Consider the following 16,140-nt stretch of genomic DNA (forward strand, 5'->3'; position numbering starts at 1 on the left):
TCTATTTTTCCCGTATTGCTAATAAGAAATCCGATGGCTACCGTTTTCCTTGCCGGCAGTGAAGTGGCGGAAAAAGGGCCGCCGATGGAGGGCAGAGCATGATCAGCAGGCGCAATTTGATGAAGTACTCGCTCATTGCGGCAACGGCCCCCGCCTTGAGAATCAACACTCCTGCTGTTGCGGCGGGCAGCAAGGTGGTCATATCCGAAGCCCTCAGGCTTGGCATGTACGCATCTCTTTACGTTGCCGCGGACAAAGGGCTGTTTGCCAAGCACGGCCTCGATGCCGAGATTTCGTCGGCGGGCGGGATCGCATTGCCGGTTCCAATTCTCTTGTCGGCGCGAGCGCAGATCGGTGTGACCAGTCCGGGTATGTCGGTCAACGCTGTCCGCGAAGGCGGCAAGGTCAAGAACATCGCCAAAATCGTCGGCGGCGTCTCGATGTGGGGCATGGCGCGCCCTGACAGCAAGATCAAAACCGTCGATGATCTGCGCGGCAAGACCATCGCAACTCTGAAATTTCCTTCCTCAACCATCCAGGTGCCGACCTTCGCCATGAAGACGGTGGGGAAATTCGAGCCGAAAGAGGCGGGTGTGACCTTCCTCGAACTTCCCGCAGGAGCGCAGGCTGCCGCGGTCAAGGACGGCAGGGCCGACATCGCAACAGCGTTCGAATGGGATATCAGCATCGGGGCCGAGCAATTCGGCCTCGTACCCGTGCTGTCGTTCGCCGATGTACTCGGCCCGGTCTGCTTCACCACCGCGATGGCCACCGAAGATGTGATCGCCAAGAGCCCGGATCTCGTACAGGGTTTCTGCAACGCGCTGGCCGAGGGCCAGAAGTTGATGCATCAAAACCACGCGGTCTTCACGGAAGTGGCGGAAAAATATTTCCCGCGCGTACCTCCTTCCGTGATCGCGAATGCGACCAAAAATTTCTTCGATTCGAAGACGGCCGTTCCCACCAACCCTGTTATTACGCAAGAGGAATGGGACAGGGCGATGCAACTCGAACAGGGCGGGGGCGCGATCAAGGGAACGCTGCCGTTTGCCCAAATGGTCGACAACAGCTTCGCCGAAAAGGCGACGAAGCAGTTCGGGCTGTCATAATGACGACGGTTGATACGGCCTCGAACGGCCGGCGATATGTGACATTGCCGGCTCGTCCCGAGCCGCTTCGTCTTGCGGTTGAGGAGACCGCGGTCGTCGTCGTTGACATGCAAAATGCCTACGCCTCGCCCAAGGGATATCTGGACCTTGCGGGGTTCGATATTTCCGGCGCGAAAGGAGCGATTGATGCGATCCGGGAGACTCTTGTTGTAGCCCGGCAAGCCGGTCTCGCTGTGATCTTCTTTCAGAACGGTTGGGACAGGGACTACGTCGAAGCCGGAACGCCGCAATCGCCGAATTGGCACAAGTCAAATGCATTGAAGACCATGCGCAAGCGGCCCGAGCTTCAGGGCCAGCTTCTGGCGAAGGGCGGATGGGACTATGCGTTGGTCGACGAGCTGACGCCACAGCCCGGCGACATCGTGGTGCCGAAAACGCGCTACAGCGGATTCTTCAACAGCCAGTTCGACAGCATTCTGCGCGCCCGTGGAATCCGCAATCTCGTCTTCTGCGGGATCGCGACAAACGTCTGCGTCGAATCCACGCTTCGCGACGGGTTTCATCTCGAATATTTCGGCGTGATGCTCGAGGATGCCACGCATCAGGCGGGCCCCGAATTTCTTCAGAAGGCAACCGTCTTCAACGTCGAGACATTTTTCGGCTGGGTTTCGACCACCGGTGATTTCCGGCGCGCCTTCGCGCAAGCCGAAACCAGCTCCAGCAAGTGAGGCAGCAAATCATGACCAACCGTGCGATTATTCCAACCGGAACGCAGCCGCCCCTCGCCCCCTATTCTCCGGGCATCATGGCCGACAACGCAATTTACGTGTCGGGAACCCTGGCCTTCGACAAGGACAACAATGTCGTTCACAAGGGCGATGCTGCTGCGCAGACACGGCATATCCTGGAGACGATCAAGGGCGTTCTCGAGACGGCAGGATCCAGTCTCACCGACGTCACCTTCAACCACATCTTCATTACGGATTGGGCGAACTATGGCTCCGTCAACAAGGTCTATGCCGAATATTTCCCCGGCGAAAAGCCCGCGCGCTATTGCATCCAGTGCGGATTGGTGAAGCCCGACGCATTGGTCGAAATTGCGTCGATCGCTCACAAGAGGTCCTGACGTGGCGGCTGTCGATGCGGCGCCGGAAGTCGCTGCCAGGAGCGGGTATGTTATGCCGGCCGCTCTGCGGATTGGCCTGTTACAAGTCGCGCTCCTGGCCGCGTTGTTGATCGGCTGGGAGTTGGCAATCCGCTTCGAGTGGATCGCCGTCTATATCTACGGACAGCCCAGCGGCATCTTCGCCAAGGCGGCGCTTTTGCTGGCAAATGGCGAACTGCTCCGCGATGCCGGCATCACGGCCTGGGAGGGAATTGCCGGCTTTCTGCTTGGGACGATCATCGGGAGCTTCATTGGTCTGTCTCTTTGGCTGTTCCCTACAGCCGCTTCCGTATTGCGCCCCTATCTGATCGCTCTCAACGGCCTGCCCAAGATCGCCCTCGCGCCGCTGATAATCGTTTGGTTCGGGATTGGAATATCGTCCAAGATTGCGATTGCCGCGATCATTACCCTGATCGTTTCGGTCATCACCGCGCTTCAGGGAGCCAGGGAGGTCGATGCAGATCTCGTCAAGCTAATGCGCTCTCTTGGCGCCGGACGCTGGAGGACATGGCGTACGGTCATCGTTCCAGGTTCGATGCCGTGGATAGTGGCAGCCTTCAGGCTGAATGTCGGCTTCGCATTGATTGGCGCCGTCGTCGGCGAGTATATCGCCTCGAAGGAAGGCCTCGGCTACATGATCTACTATGCCGGCGTGCTCTATGACCTCAACGCGGTCTGGGTCGGAATCGCGGCGTTGATGGCCGTCGCGCTGCTCATGTACGGCGCGATCGATCTGATCGAGCGGTATCTGCGTCCCTGATCAACACAAACCAGAACGAGCAGAGCCAATGCCTTTCGCAAGCGGCACCGGTGCCGACATCTATTACGAGTCTCACGGCCAGGGCACACCTATCGTGCTTTCGGCCGGCATGGGCGGGAGTGGTCTGTTCTGGACGCCTCAGCTCACCGCGCTTGCGGCAAATCACACGGTTATACTTTACGACCACGTGGGCACCGGGCGCAGCTCACGATGTGAACGAACGATCACGGGAATGGCGGACGATATCGTCGCCGTCATGGATCATGCGGGGCTGGATGCCGCGCACATTGTCGGTCATGCCATCGGCGGCATCGTCGGACTTGAGCTCGCCAGCCATCATCCGCAGCGATTGCGCAGCCTGGTTGTTGTCAATGGCTGGGGCAGGGCGGATCCCTTCCTCAGGCGCTGTTTTGAAATAAGAAAGCAGATACTGAATCAGTCCGGACCAAAAGCCTATGTGCGGGCGCAACCTTTATTCCTGTATCCGCCATCCTGGATTTCCGAGAACATTGTCCAGCTTGAGGCGGAAGAGGAGAAGATCCTGGCGCACTTTCCGCCGATCGCCACAATGAATCAGCGGATCGACATGTTTCTGGATTTCGACGTTGGCAAGCGCTCGGCGGCTATACGTGTGCCGACGCTTCTCGCTTCGGCAAAGGACGATGCTCTGGTCCCGGCTTATCTTACGCATGAGCTCGCAAAGGTAATTCCCGGGGCCAGGGTCCATGAAGTTGCATGGGGCGCGCACGCTTATACCGTCGTCACCCCCGACGTCTTCAACCGCACGCTCCTCGAATTTTGCGCAGAGGTTGACCGATGAACGCATCCAAGCAGCTCCGCCTTCAAGCCGCTCCCGTCGAACGTCCGGTAACGCTCCGCGCGGAAGATATCGTTGTGACGTTCAAGACTCGCGATCATGTGGTGGAAGCGATCCGCAAAGTGGATTTCGAGCTCTATCAGGGCGAAACGCTTGCGATCGTCGGGCCTTCCGGTTGCGGCAAGTCGACGCTATTCAATGTCATCGCCGGACTGCTTCCTCCTACGCGAGGTCATGTCGAGGTCGCAGGTCGCAGGGTGGACGATGCGACAGGGCACGTCGGTTACATGTTGCAGAAGGACCTGCTTCTTCCCTGGCGAACAGTCATCGAAAATGTCGTCCTTGGTCTTGAGGTGCGCAACGTCCCGAAAGCCCGGTCTTACGAGATCGCGCGGGAACTGATCCAGGCTTACGGTCTGGCGGGTTTCGAGAATGCGAAGCCGTCGTCGCTTTCGGGCGGAATGCGTCAGCGTGTGGCTATCATGCGAACGCTGGCCTTCGATCCGGAAGTGATATTGCTGGACGAGCCATTTTCGGCGCTTGATTTCCAGACACGTCTGTTGTTGCAGGTTGAGGTCTCTCGTATCATCCGCGACCGCGGCAAGAGCGCGATCCTGGTAACGCACGATATCGGCGAAGCAATTGCGATGGCGGACCGGGTTCTCGTCCTGACCGGCCGCCCTGCGACGGTCAAGGCATTCCACAAGATCGACTTGCCGAGAACGGGGCGCGACCCGGCTTCACTACGAACGGACCCCGCATTCCATGTCTATTTCGCGAAGATCTGGGCCGACCTGGAAATGCCTCAGCTTTAGAGTTCCGTCTGCGCAGTTGCTCCGAAGGGCCCATCGTCGCGTCCGGGTTCGAGCCCCGGTCGCGCCGGCTATCGCAAAATCAAACACTTGTCGTGGTGCCGACGCGAACTGCTGTGCCGCGCGTTCAACGCCATAGTTCCCGTTCGATGGCGGCGCAATGCTGCGCCGACCACATCACAGCGTTCAAATTCGAAACATTGCGGCAAACATGGGAATACGCCGCGCCCATTAGCGTGCAAGTCGTGGGAAAGGGCACCCTCATGGCATTGGGCGCCGTGGGAGCGACAATCATGTTGAAGTCAGCGATGTCAGGACTTGTCGGTTTCTGCGCGCGCTACCCTTGGAGGATATTCATCCTCGGGCTGTTGATCGCTGCCGCGGCCGTCGCCTTCGACCTCACGCATTTCTCGATCACAACGAATACGGAAAACCTCATCGCCAGTGATCTGCCCTGGCGGCAGCGTCAGGCCGATTTCGTCAAGACCTTTCCGCAGAAGGAAATCCTGGTGGTCGTGGCGGCGCCGACGCCGGAAGATTCCGAGCAGGCGGCCAGTGCATTGGAGAGGCAGCTCGGCAAACGGCCGGACCTGTTCCGGTCGGTCGCCCAGTCGGATGGCGGAAAATTCTTTCAGCAAAATGGTCTCCTGTTCGAGCCGCTGCCAAAGCTCAAGGAATCGATGGCGGGACTGTCGAGCGCCGACATCCTGGTCGGCACGCTGGCGGCCGATCCGAGCCTGCGTGGCGCCATGAAGGCGCTTGGCTTTGCCGCTGACGGCGTGCAAGGCGGCGACTTGAAGCTCGACCAGCTTGTCTGGCCGCTCTCGCTTGCCGGCAAGACGCTCGGCGATGTGCTCGCCGGCAGGCCGGCAACGTTCTCCTGGCAGACGCTGGTGCAGGGCGCGCCGCCGCAAGCCGAGCAGTTGCGTCATTTCATCGAGGTGCAGCCGGTGCTGGATTATTCGGCGCTACAGCCGGGCCGCAAGGCGACGGACGGCATTCGGCATGCGGTTAGCGACCTGAAGCTTGCGGAGAAATTCGGTGCGACCGTGCAATTGACCGGCGTGGTGCCCCTGAACGACGACCAGTTTTCGGTGATCAGGCAAAGCGCGCTGCGCGACACCCTGACCGCCCTGTTCGGGACGCTGATTGTGCTGTGGCTGGCGCTGCGCTCGTGGAAGATTGTCGCCGCCGTCGCCTTCAGCGTGATCGTCGGCCTTGCCACCACGGCTGCGCTTGGCCTCGCGCTGGTCGGCGCCTTCAACCTGCTCTCGATCGCCTTCTTCGTTCTGTTCGTCGGTCTCGGTGTCGACTTCGGGATCCAGTTCAGCGTGCGTTACCGTTCGGAGCGGCATGAGCACGACGACCTGCACGAGGCGCTGAGAAAGGCTGCGCGCGAGGTGGCTGCGCCCCTTACATTGGCCGCGGCGGCCACCGCCGTCGCCTTCTTCTCGTTCCTGCCGACGCCCTACAAGGGATTGTCCGAGCTTGGCCTGATCGCCGGATGCGGCATGCTGGTCGCCTTCCTGTGCAGCGTCACCCTGGTGCCGGCGGTGCTGGCGCTGCTCTCTCCGCCGGGCGAGGCGGTGCCCGTCGGGTTCGCCAGACTGGCCGCGCTTGACGATTTTCTACAGCGGCACCGCATCGTCGTCATCACCGGCACTTTCGCTGTGGTTCTCGCGGGAACGCCGCTGCTGTCCCGCCTGCCGTTCGACTTCAACCCGATCAACTTGCAGGATCAGAAGGCCCCGTCGGTGGTGGCCTATCGCGAGTTGCAGGGAAATCCGCTGACCAGCGGGACAGAGGCGGAAGTCGTCGCCGGATCGCTTGGCGATGCCGATGCCATCGCCGGACGTCTGGCGGCATTGCCGCAAGTGCTGCGTACGCTGACGCTCAACAGCTTCGTACCCGCCGATCAGGATCAGAAGATTTCCGTCGTCAAGAGCGCCGCAACCCGTCTTCGTGGCGCGCTCGATCCGAAACGCGATCCCGCGCCTTCGGACAAGGATAATGTCGATGCGATCCGCGCCACGGCGGCGAATCTTCTGAAGGCTGCCGGCACTGCGACCGGGCCGGGCGCTGACGCCGCGCGAAGCGTTTCCGGCCTGCTGACGCGCCTGGCTCAATCCGACCCGGCAACGCGCAAGCGCGCCGAAGCCGCCGTCGTTCCATCGTTGAACCACGATCTGGAACGGCTGCGGAACAGCCTCGATCCGCAGCCTGTGACCATCAAGGACCTTCCGCAGAACCTCGTTCGCGACTGGCTGCTGCCTGACGGACGTGCCCGCGTGCAGGCGCTGCCGAAAGGCGACGTCAGCAATGTCGGCGTACTCCGAAATTTCGCAACATCCGTCCTGTCGGTCGAACCATCTGCGACCGGCCCCGCAATCAGTCTCTACGAGTCCGGCAAAACGGTCATCGAAGCGTTCGCCGAAGCGGGCATCGTCGCGCTGGTCGCCATCGCAGTGCTGCTCCTGATCGCATTGCGGCGGGTGACGGATGTCCTCCTGACGCTGATACCGCTGTTGCTGGCCGGCGCCGTTACGCTGGAGATATGTGCGCTGACGGGCACGGTGCTCAATTTCGCCAACATCATCGCGCTGCCGCTGCTGCTCGGCGTGGGCGTCGCGTTCAAGATCTATTACATCCTCGCCTGGCGCGAAGGCAAAACGGGGTTGCTGCAATCCAGCCTGACGCGCGCGGTGATCTTCAGTGCGATGACCAATGCAGTGGCGTTCGGCAGCATGTGGTCGTCCAGCTACCCCGGGATGTCCAGCATGGGCAAGATGATGGCGCTCGCGCTGCTGTGCACGATGGCTGCGGCCGTGCTGTTCCAGCCGGTTTTGATGGGACCGCCGCGCCAGGTAAGGGGAACTGCCGGCGCGCCGGCCAGGAATCTGGTGTCTGACGTCGCGGAGTAAACGGCCGCGCGAGGGAAGGATGCCGTGGCGCCGCGAAGCTGCGTCAATGGACGGCGAGGGAGCCCGGACGCTGCGAAGCCAACTCGGCAAGCAAGTCTGCGGCCGCCCGGTATCCGCGCGTGCGAAACCCCTCGCTGAACCGGGCAAGGATCGGAGCCAGCATGCCGTGCGCTTCCTTGCGGCGATCCTGTCGCCGCCACAGCCTCGCCAGGCTAACCGCGGTGCGCAGTTCGTAACCCAACGCTCCCTGTGTTCGGGCCAGTTCGAGCGATTGCAGGAGGGTATTTTCTGCCTGCAAGAGATCCATGTTGTCGCCGGACGTCAGCAGTTCCCCTCGGAGCCGCAACATGTCGGACATTTCCATCCCGAAATTGCAGGACTCCCCTTCGTCAATAGCTCGCTCGATCACCTGTAACGCTTCATTGGGCCGGTTTGCCGCCGCCAGCGCCCGTGCAAGCGGGATATTGAATCCGGACGCGCCGTTGAATCGATTGCTGTGCATTTTCTCGACCGAGCCTTGCAACAGGGCCAGCGCAGCATCGACCTCGCCTCGCTCCAGCAACGCGGTGCCTTTCAGGGCGTCGCCGAAAATTTGCAGCGAACCGAGATTGTACCTGCGGGTTTCCGTGCGCAGCCGTTCGATATGCTCCTCAAATTCGTCAAGCTCCTGATTCCAGTAGAATACGGCGTACGCCCACAGCAGTGCGCGGCAGAGCTTTATCGGTTGATCGACGGCCGCAACATCGGCGAGGGCGGCGCGGGCGGTTTCCATGGCCTGATCGAAGTACCCTTGAAGCCAAAGGATGCGTGCCAGGGTGATCTGGGCGCGCCTGGGATAATCGAAAGTCAGGCTGCGATGGACATCCGCTTCCAGTCCCGAATGCAGCAAGGCTGCTTCGATATGCGAACGAGAGGCGGCAACATCGCCGAAGAAATGGTAGGAGATGCTGAGGGATACTCGCATGCGAGCCAGTGCTGCCAAATCGTCGCTTTGCCCGGCGACGGTCTCGCCGCGCCTTGCTATGTTCAGTGACTCATCAATCCTGCCGGTGAACAGTTGCAGCCAATGCAGCCGGTCGAGCAGACGGAGCTGGCGGCGTGTGTCGCCGATTTTCTCGGCAAGTGCGAGCGCCCGCCACAGAGTGGTTGAGGTCGCTTCGTCAATTTGTCCCGACAGCATCCGTGCCGATCCAAGGGCGGCATGAAGCGCGAGATCATGCCGCTCGCTTCCGCTCACGGCACCGATCGCTTCGATGGCGCGCATCGACCATAGTTCGCACTCGGCGAGGAACGACAATTCGAAGAACAGGGGGATCGATGCGGCAGCGAGCGCGACCCCTACCGTGCGATCTCCGCGCTCCGAGAAGCACCATGTCAGCGCGCTCCTGACGCTGCCGAACTGATCGGCGACCGCCGGGAGACTCTCGTCCGGGTTGTCACCGAGGCGCTCGAGCAATTCCAGGAAATAGCAGGCATGGCGGCGCGCCATCATTTCGGCCTTGCCGCCTGCGGCGAGCTTTTCCTGGGCGAATGCGCGCGTTACGTCGAGCAACCGGTATCGCGCCGACGGTTTGCTCGAGTCCAATGTCAGCATCGATTTGGCGACGAGGCTGGCAAGTGCGGCCATGACGGCATGGTCGTCGGTCTCTTCCGTCCTGGCGATCGCGCGAGCCGCTTCGAGGGTAAAGCCGCCGAAAAAGACCGACAGCCGGCAAAGAACCTCGCGTTCCTGTTGGGAAAGCAGATCGTAACTCCACTCGATGGTCGCGCGCAGCGTGCGATGTCGCGGAACCGCCGTGCGCCTTCCTTCCCACAGCATATTGAACTGCTTGTCCAGGAACTCGATCATCGGCGTGACGCCGTAGACACCGATACGGCCGGCAGCAAGTTCGATCGCAAGTGCGATGCCGTCGAGCCGCCGGCAGATCGTGCCGACATCGGTCGCGCTCGCATCGGTCAGCTCGAACCCGCCGCCGCTGGCGATCGCGCGGGCAACGAAGAGCTTGACCGCAGGGAAGGCGAGTGCCTCGACGGCCGTGAGAGGTTGGCCTTCCGGCGGATACGCCAGCGGCAGCAGGCGGTGAATGTGCTCGCCTTCCACCCGCAGCGATTCCCGGCTTGTGGCCAGGACGTGCAACTGCGGAGCTTCCCTGTACAGCCGCTCGACCAGCGCCGCCGTTGTATCGATGACATGCTCGCAGCAATCCAGGATCAGCAGCATTTGCTTGTCGCGCAAAAATGCCGCGAGGCTGTCCGTGGGGTCGCTGGATCGCGCCGGCAGTCCGAGCGCCGATGCGACGATGCCGGGAACGAGCGTCGCATCACGGATCGCATCGAGGTCGATGAACCGGACGTGGCCGGCGAACTTATCCAGCAAGGCGCGACCGGCCGAAATGGCGACCGTGGTCTTGCCGATGCCGCCCGGTCCGACGATGGTGACAAATCGGCTGCCGGTCAGCTTTTCCGATATTTCGCTGACGGTCTGATCGCGACCGACCATCTCGATCTGGCGCGCGGGCAGATTGTCGGATTTCTCCGTGACGGGAACCGGCCTTGCGACATCATGCCGCGCGACGTCTCCTACGAAGCAATAGCCGTGTCCGGAGACCGTAGTCAGATATCTGGCGCCGGCCTCGCCGTCGCCGAGTGCCTTCCGGAGCGATGCGACGTGCACCCGAAGGCTGCCCTCGTCGACGTTAATGCCGGGCCACACCCGAGCGATCAGATCGTTCTTGCTGACGATGGTGCCTGCCTGCTCGACCAGCGCTACCAGAATATCGAAGGCGCGGGTAGAAAGAGGAAGCGGATGTCCGTCCTTCTCGAGCCGCCGTTGTTTGGCGTACAGGCGGAATGGGCCAAACGAAACGTCCCCCTGTACGCTGGGATCCGCGACAGGCCGACGAACAATGCCCTGTACGCGGTCGTCCATGATTGGCACGCCCTTTCAGGGTTTTGCCCAGACTATCCGATGATCGCTGGCTTGAGAACATCTTCGAGCCCGATGCGCCGTAGCAGTTCCGCACGGGCGCGATCGGCCACCTCGTCCACCACCGCGGCCCCGCCATCGTCAGGGCCGAAATGGATCCGCAACGGGCGCTGGCCAAATGGCATCTCCACAACCTTCGCGATGATGCGTGCGACACCTTGCGGGTCGGCGTCGCGCGGGGAGAGTTCGGCGAGCCCGCCGAGCGCAATTTCGCTGATGTCGGCGGTTGGGCCGTCGGCGTATTCTTCTGCCGTCACGGCGTCGCGGGGGCGGCCGGAGCGAACATAATGTCCGGGGCCCAACGCGCCGGGAACGACGATCGCGGTCTCGATGCCCCAGCGCGCGAGTTCTCCGGCATAGCTTAGCGCGAGCGCATCCAGGGCAGCTTTTGAAGAGGCGTAGGTTCCCAGAAAAGGCACTGCGCCGCCACGCGCCGTGCTGGAGGAGATCCACACCAGCAAGCCGCGTCCCTGCTTGCGCAGTTGCGGCAAGGCCGCGCGGTTGACACGCTGCGTGCTGAGCACGTTGGTGTCGTACAGTTCCGCGAGTTGCTCCGGCGTGAAGGCTTCCGCCGGCCCGTAGACGATTTGTCCGGCACTGTGCACGATCACATCGAGCCGGCCGTTATCGGCGATGATCCGTTCGATCGCCGAATTGACGGAAGTGTCTGAAGAAACGTCGAGCTCGATGGCCCGCAGATCGAGGCCGTCGCGCTTCGCTAGCCCTTCGATTTCCCCGATACGGCCGGCGTTCCGGCCCTTCGTTTCACGCATCGATGCGTAGACCGAATGCCCCGCCCGTGCCAGTTCGATGCATGTGTTTCTTCCGATGCCGTTCGCGGCCCCCGTAACGACGACGACTTTGCGCATCCCATCCCCTGATTACTTTCGGATTCCGTTCGGTCCGGCAGTGGTCTGGCGGCACAACCAGATCGCTTGGTGATGTCAGATCGCTGCCTGTGAGCGAAGAATGCCTCTGGCTTAGGGCGTGCTCGCTGCCGGGTCTTTCGGACCTCTCGATGCAATTTTCACAACGCACGATTTTTTCAAATTGCCCGCATTCGGTCAGGGAGAGGCTTGCCTGAGCGCACTCGTCATCCAATGCGGCCCGGTGTGGAACGGTCGCGTCCGTCGGATGCGTGCCTTCCTGAAAATTCCGGTGAGTTTGAGAAGCGCGCGGCTCCGGCCGACGGCTACAAGCGCAGCGTTGGCACGTGTTTGCCGGGCCGGAAGCCGGTGGCATGGAACTCACGACGCCTAGGAGATGCAATGAACCAGCCAAGCCAATTGCCGCGCTCGGGTTTTGGATCACTCGTCCTGATCGCTGCCGTGCTCGGAGGTGGCGCGGCTGCCTTCGCGTATACAGCCGGATGGCTGTCGCCCCATCGGCTGACGCCGGAAAAGATGGTGGAAGCGTTGACCCCGCCGGGCGTCGATCCGCTCGGCCACCGGCGCAATCATGCCAAGGGAATTTGCTTCACCGGCGTCTTCGAGTCGAACGGTAACGGCGTGCCGCTTTCGACCGCGAGGGTCTTTGCGGCGGGCCGATATCCGGCGCTCGGCCGCTTCAACCTCGGCACTCCCAATCCGGGTGCGGCCGATGGCACGGTACGGGTGCGCGGCATGGGCCTGTTGATCTCGTCGGACGACGGCCGCGAATGGCGGACGGCGATGATCAATCCGCCGGTCTTTCCGGTTTCCACGCCACAGGCATTCTACGGCCTTCTGCATGCCTCGGGCAGCAAGGACCCCAACGCCATGAAAGCCTTCGCGGCGGCCAATCCGGAAATCGCTGCATTTGCTGACTGGGCCAAGACAGCGCCCTGGACCGCGAGCTATGCGGAAGAGCCGTATCATGGCCTCAACAGCTTCATCTTTACCGACGGCGGCGGCAACGACCATGCGGTGCGATGGGCGCTGGAGCCTGCCGCGCAGCCGGTCCCGATCTCGCAGGATGAGCTCGAGAAGCGCGGCCCGAACTACCTCGAAAAGGAGATTGCGGAACGCGTGCGCGACACAGGTCCGCAACGATGGAACATGGTGGTGACGGTGGCCGATCCCGGCGACCAGACCGCCGATCCGAGCAAGGCCTGGCCGCAGGGACGCCGGACAGTGACGGTCGGAACGCTGATCGTGCAAAGGATCGAGGCCGAGCGCAACGGCCCCTGCCGCGACATCAACTTCGATCCGACCGTGCTGCCGCCGGGCATCCGCGTATCTGACGATCCGTTCCCGGCCGCGCGTTCGTCGGTCTACCGAAAGTCCTACGATCTGCGCACGGCCGAGGCCAAGGACTATCCGCGAACCGAGGTAGCCAAGCCATGACCAGCCTTCCTCACCGTTTCACCCTGCTTCAGCGCTTGCTGCACTGGCTGATGGCCGTCTGCATCATCGCCATGTTTTTCATCGGCGTGGGCATGGTATCGACCGTCACTCCGAAATATCTGCCGCTGATTTCGATCCACAAGACGCTGGGCGTTACGCTCCTGGTCCTGGTGCTGATCCGGCTGGCGCTGCGGCTGTACTACGGAGCTCCGCCGCTGCCCGTCGACCTGCCGGCGACGATCAAGCTTGGAGCGTACCTGTCTCACGTCGCGCTGTATGGCCTGATGATCGTCATGCCGCTGCTTGGTGTGAGCATGCTTTGGGCCGCCGCCTATCCGGTCGTGCTTGCCGGCGGCATTCAAATTCCCCCGCTGCTGCCGCAGAGCGATGGCGTGCACACGCTGCTCTGGAACGCGCATTTCTATCTTGCCTTTGCGTTCTTTGCGCTGGTGCTGCTGCATGTCGCCGCCGCGCTGTTCCATGCCTTGATCCGGCGCGACGGCGTGTTCGAGACCATCTCGCCCGTGTCGTTGGCGGCCAGGGCGACCCCGGCCGAACGAGATACGCATGCCCGGCCGGCGGTGAACGTGCAAACCGAAAAGTATTCTCGCGGGTGAGAAAGACCGCTGCCGTGAACCAGCTCTAGAAACTTCGCAACATCCAACCTCGCAAGGAAAACCAAAAATGACCAAAGCCGATCTGCAAAGCCCGACCGATCTCGGAACGGGCGCCAATCGGGATATCCCTGCCGCGCTGAGGGCCCTGCTCGCGGATGTTTTCGCGCTTTACCTGAAGACCAAGAATTTTCACTGGCACATGTCGGGTCCGCATTTCCGCGACTACCACCTGCTGCTGGATGAGCAGTCCGACCAGATTTTTGCCATGACCGACGACATCGCGGAGCGCGCACGCAAGATCGGCGGAACGACGCTGCGGTCGATCGGCCATATCGCACGCGAGCAGCGTATCCTCGACAACGATGCCGACTATGTCGACCCGCAGGACATGCTGGCGGAGCTGCGTAGCGACAACCAGCAACTGACGCGGGAAATGCGGCGGGTGCACGAGCTCTGCGACGAATATAGCGACGTCGCGACAGCGAGCCTGCTGGAGAACTGGATCGATGAGACCGAACGCCGCGTCTGGTTCCTCTATGAAGCCGGCCGTACGGGCCCGCATGCATGAGATGACGTATGCGGTCCGACGTTGTGGCAACGATGAGCGGCCTGTCGGAGCTATCGCCGGAGCATGGCGCCACCGAGCGCCTGCTGCTGCGTGAGTTCTCGCATCGGATCAACAACGAACTCGCCTCCGTCATCGGCCTGGTCTCGGCGGCGGCGAGCCGTTGCCGCGACGATCAAGCCAGGGTCACCCTGACGTCGATCCAGGACCGTCTGAAGAATTTTGCCCGCATTCATCATTCGTTGCAGGCGCCGGAATACACCACGATGGTCGATCCGGCAGCCTATCTCCAGCAGCTTTGCCAGGCCATCAGCAGCTCAATGCTGGCGGGCGAGGGGATCGAACTGTTGCTCTCCGTCCATCCGCTGCGGATGGACTCCGAGCGCTGCTGGCTGCTGGGCATGATCGTGTTTGAACTGATCGCTGGCGCCGCGCACCACGTCTTCGATGGCAAGCCCGGTGCGATTCGGCTCGAGATATGGGCAACCGACTCATCGATCGAATGCTGCATCAGGGATAACGGTGCATCCACCGGCCTCCCGCCTGCGGAAGCCAGCCTGTCAATCGTTGAAGCGCTTGCCGCCAGCCTGCACGGAACGGTCGAGATGAAGCGCGCTCCGGACGGCACCAAAACGATCGTCAAACTCCCGCATAGCGCCTGACTCGTTCCGAAGCCTGGATTTTAGAAACGGAGCCCGACATGACAGAAACTCGCCCGCCATTGCCGCCATTCACCCGTGAGACCGCCATCCAGAAGGTGCGCAGCGCCGAGGACGGCTGGAATTCCTGCGATCCGAAACGCGTCTCGCTGGTTTACACGCCGGACAGCTATTGGCGAAACCGGTCGGAGTTCTGCCACGGCCGAGAGGAGATCGTCGCGTTCCTCACGCGCAAATGGGCGAAGGAACTCGACTACCGTCTCATCAAGGAGCTGTGGGCATTCACCGACAATCGCATCGCTGTGCGCTTCGCCTACGAATGGCACGACGATTCCGGCAACTGGTTTCGCTCCTACGGCAACGAGAATTGGGAGTTTGCCGACAACGGGCTGATGCAGCGGCGCTTTGCCTGCATCAACGACTTGCCGATCAAGGAGTCCGATTGCAAGTGCCATTGGGATCGCTCCGGTCCGCGGCCCAAGGATCATCCGGGGCTTTCCGATCTCGGACTTTGACGGCGCGCACGTTCACCTCTTCGAATACAAATGGCTGAGGCCCGGGCTGGCAAACCTGGGCCTCAGTTTTTGCTCCGTTCGCACCTTGCACGCGCTTGCCGCTCGACCGTGATCGGCCGTCTCCATGTCCGTTCATTTCTGAAAGAGCCGTCCGCTCCTGCAAGACGACCGGGCCTGCCCGGCCATAATGTGCCGCGCAGGATTCACAGTCGACTTCGGCTGCGTCACCAGCCGGAGCCATCTCGCAAGACAGTTGGCCGCGAGCCGGTCAAGCGAGATCATTGAAAGGGTCGCCGATGACGGATGCAGTCAATGTGAAGCCGACGCTGGGAACGGCCATCCACGCCATATCGGGCAAATGGGGCTGGTTCGTTGCCCTCGGTGTCGGCGAACTGATCCTCGGCGGGATCGCATCGGCCAACCTGATGGCCGCCAATCTGGCGTCGGTGCTGGTGATCGGCGCGGCGATGGTCGTAGCCGGCATTTTCCAGATCATTCATGCCTTCACGGCGCGGGGCCTGCGCGGCTTTTTGTTCTGGCAGCTCGCGGGCATCGTCTATGCAGCGGCGGGCGCCATCATCCTTTACGATCCGGTCTTTGCTTCGCTCACGCTGTCGCTGACAGTCGGCGTTTTCATGGTAGCCGCTGGCGTGATGCGGATATGGGCCGGCTTCCATGCTAGGCCGATGACCGGCTGGCGCTGGATCGTGGCGGCCGGTGTCTTGTCCTTTTGCGTCGGCGTCGTGATCGTCGCACTTTGGCCTGCGATCGGGCTGTGGCTGCTTGGCGCGATGCTGGTGGTCGACTTGATCTTCCAGGGGTGGGGATTGATCGCATTCGGCGTGGGCCTCAAGGCGCGCGCCTCCCGCCATTCGGACGCGGCATAGATC

At 61.9% G+C, this 16,140-nt stretch carries 16 protein-coding genes; 13 read left to right on the plus strand and 3 right to left on the minus strand.

The annotated features are described in order from the left end of the window. Positions 1–37 precede the first annotated feature (37 nt). Positions 38–202 carry a hypothetical protein gene (locus JQ628_RS34410; protein ID WP_249127368.1) on the minus strand — a complete coding sequence of 55 codons (165 nt, stop codon included), beginning with the start codon at positions 200–202 and terminating at the stop codon, positions 38–40. Positions 203–224: 22 nt separating this feature from the next. On the opposite strand from JQ628_RS34410, the gene JQ628_RS00100 reads away from it, so the two are divergent. The 7 genes from JQ628_RS00100 to JQ628_RS00130 all read left to right on the plus strand — a co-directional run bounded on the left by JQ628_RS00100 (position 225) and on the right by JQ628_RS00130 (position 7,584). Next, positions 225–1,109, plus strand: a complete 885-nt coding sequence (locus tag JQ628_RS00100) for an ABC transporter substrate-binding protein (RefSeq protein ID WP_249127369.1) — start codon at positions 225–227, stop codon at positions 1,107–1,109. Further along, a complete protein-coding gene (gene rutB, locus JQ628_RS00105; RefSeq protein ID WP_212217377.1) occupies positions 1,109–1,837 on the plus strand; it encodes a pyrimidine utilization protein B in 729 nt (242 codons plus the stop codon). The genes JQ628_RS00100 and rutB overlap by 1 nt, the downstream gene beginning before the upstream one ends. An 11-nt stretch (positions 1,838–1,848) precedes the next feature. After that, on the plus strand, positions 1,849–2,235 hold the full coding sequence (gene rutC / locus JQ628_RS00110; RefSeq protein WP_212217379.1) for a pyrimidine utilization protein C: 387 nt from the start codon (positions 1,849–1,851) through the stop codon (positions 2,233–2,235). Between the two features lies 1 nt (position 2,236). Next, complete coding sequence (locus JQ628_RS00115; RefSeq protein ID WP_349627996.1) at positions 2,237–3,034, plus strand: ABC transporter permease; 798 nt, start codon at positions 2,237–2,239, stop codon at positions 3,032–3,034. 28 nt (positions 3,035–3,062) lie between these two features. After that, a complete protein-coding gene (gene rutD, locus JQ628_RS00120; protein WP_212217382.1) occupies positions 3,063–3,854 on the plus strand; it encodes a pyrimidine utilization protein D in 792 nt (263 codons plus the stop codon). Further along, positions 3,851–4,666, plus strand: coding sequence for an ABC transporter ATP-binding protein (locus JQ628_RS00125; protein WP_212217385.1), 816 nt, complete (start codon positions 3,851–3,853; stop codon positions 4,664–4,666). The genes rutD and JQ628_RS00125 overlap by 4 nt, the downstream gene beginning before the upstream one ends. A 290-nt stretch (positions 4,667–4,956) precedes the next feature. Next, entirely contained in the window at positions 4,957–7,584 is a 2,628-nt protein-coding gene (locus JQ628_RS00130) for an MMPL family transporter (protein ID WP_212217389.1), read from the plus strand. A 43-nt stretch (positions 7,585–7,627) separates the two neighbouring features. Here the strand turns inward: JQ628_RS00130 and JQ628_RS00135 are convergent, their stop codons facing one another. Continuing rightward, the gene (locus JQ628_RS00135; protein WP_212217392.1) at positions 7,628–10,513 is read right to left on the minus strand and encodes an ATP-binding protein; all 2,886 of its coding nucleotides are present in this window, start codon (positions 10,511–10,513) and stop codon (positions 7,628–7,630) included. Between the two features lie 32 nt (positions 10,514–10,545). Next, the gene (locus tag JQ628_RS00140) at positions 10,546–11,439 is read right to left on the minus strand and encodes an SDR family oxidoreductase (RefSeq protein WP_212217395.1); all 894 of its coding nucleotides are present in this window, start codon (positions 11,437–11,439) and stop codon (positions 10,546–10,548) included. Positions 11,440–11,838: 399 nt separating this feature from the next. On the opposite strand from JQ628_RS00140, the gene JQ628_RS00145 reads away from it, so the two are divergent. The 6 genes from JQ628_RS00145 to JQ628_RS00170 all read left to right on the plus strand — a co-directional run bounded on the left by JQ628_RS00145 (position 11,839) and on the right by JQ628_RS00170 (position 16,137). After that, positions 11,839–12,894 (plus strand): catalase family peroxidase, encoded by a 1,056-nt coding sequence (locus JQ628_RS00145; RefSeq protein WP_212217398.1) that lies wholly within the window; start codon positions 11,839–11,841, stop codon positions 12,892–12,894. After that, positions 12,891–13,511 carry a cytochrome b gene (locus JQ628_RS00150; protein ID WP_212217401.1) on the plus strand — a complete coding sequence of 207 codons (621 nt, stop codon included), beginning with the start codon at positions 12,891–12,893 and terminating at the stop codon, positions 13,509–13,511. The genes JQ628_RS00145 and JQ628_RS00150 overlap by 4 nt, the downstream gene beginning before the upstream one ends. A 67-nt stretch (positions 13,512–13,578) precedes the next feature. Next, complete coding sequence (locus JQ628_RS00155) at positions 13,579–14,079, plus strand: Dps family protein (protein WP_212217404.1); 501 nt, start codon at positions 13,579–13,581, stop codon at positions 14,077–14,079. An 8-nt stretch (positions 14,080–14,087) separates the two neighbouring features. Further along, positions 14,088–14,738, plus strand: coding sequence for a sensor histidine kinase (locus tag JQ628_RS00160; RefSeq protein WP_212217407.1), 651 nt, complete (start codon positions 14,088–14,090; stop codon positions 14,736–14,738). Positions 14,739–14,776: 38 nt separating this feature from the next. After that, positions 14,777–15,250, plus strand: coding sequence for a DUF1348 family protein (locus tag JQ628_RS00165; protein WP_212217409.1), 474 nt, complete (start codon positions 14,777–14,779; stop codon positions 15,248–15,250). 296 nt (positions 15,251–15,546) lie between these two features. Continuing rightward, positions 15,547–16,137, plus strand: a complete 591-nt coding sequence (locus tag JQ628_RS00170) for an HdeD family acid-resistance protein (RefSeq protein WP_212217411.1) — start codon at positions 15,547–15,549, stop codon at positions 16,135–16,137. Positions 16,138–16,140 lie beyond the last annotated feature (3 nt).

The sequence above is a fragment of the Bradyrhizobium lablabi genome, assembly GCF_018129385.1.
Taxonomy (GTDB): domain Bacteria; phylum Pseudomonadota; class Alphaproteobacteria; order Rhizobiales; family Xanthobacteraceae; genus Bradyrhizobium; species Bradyrhizobium lablabi_C.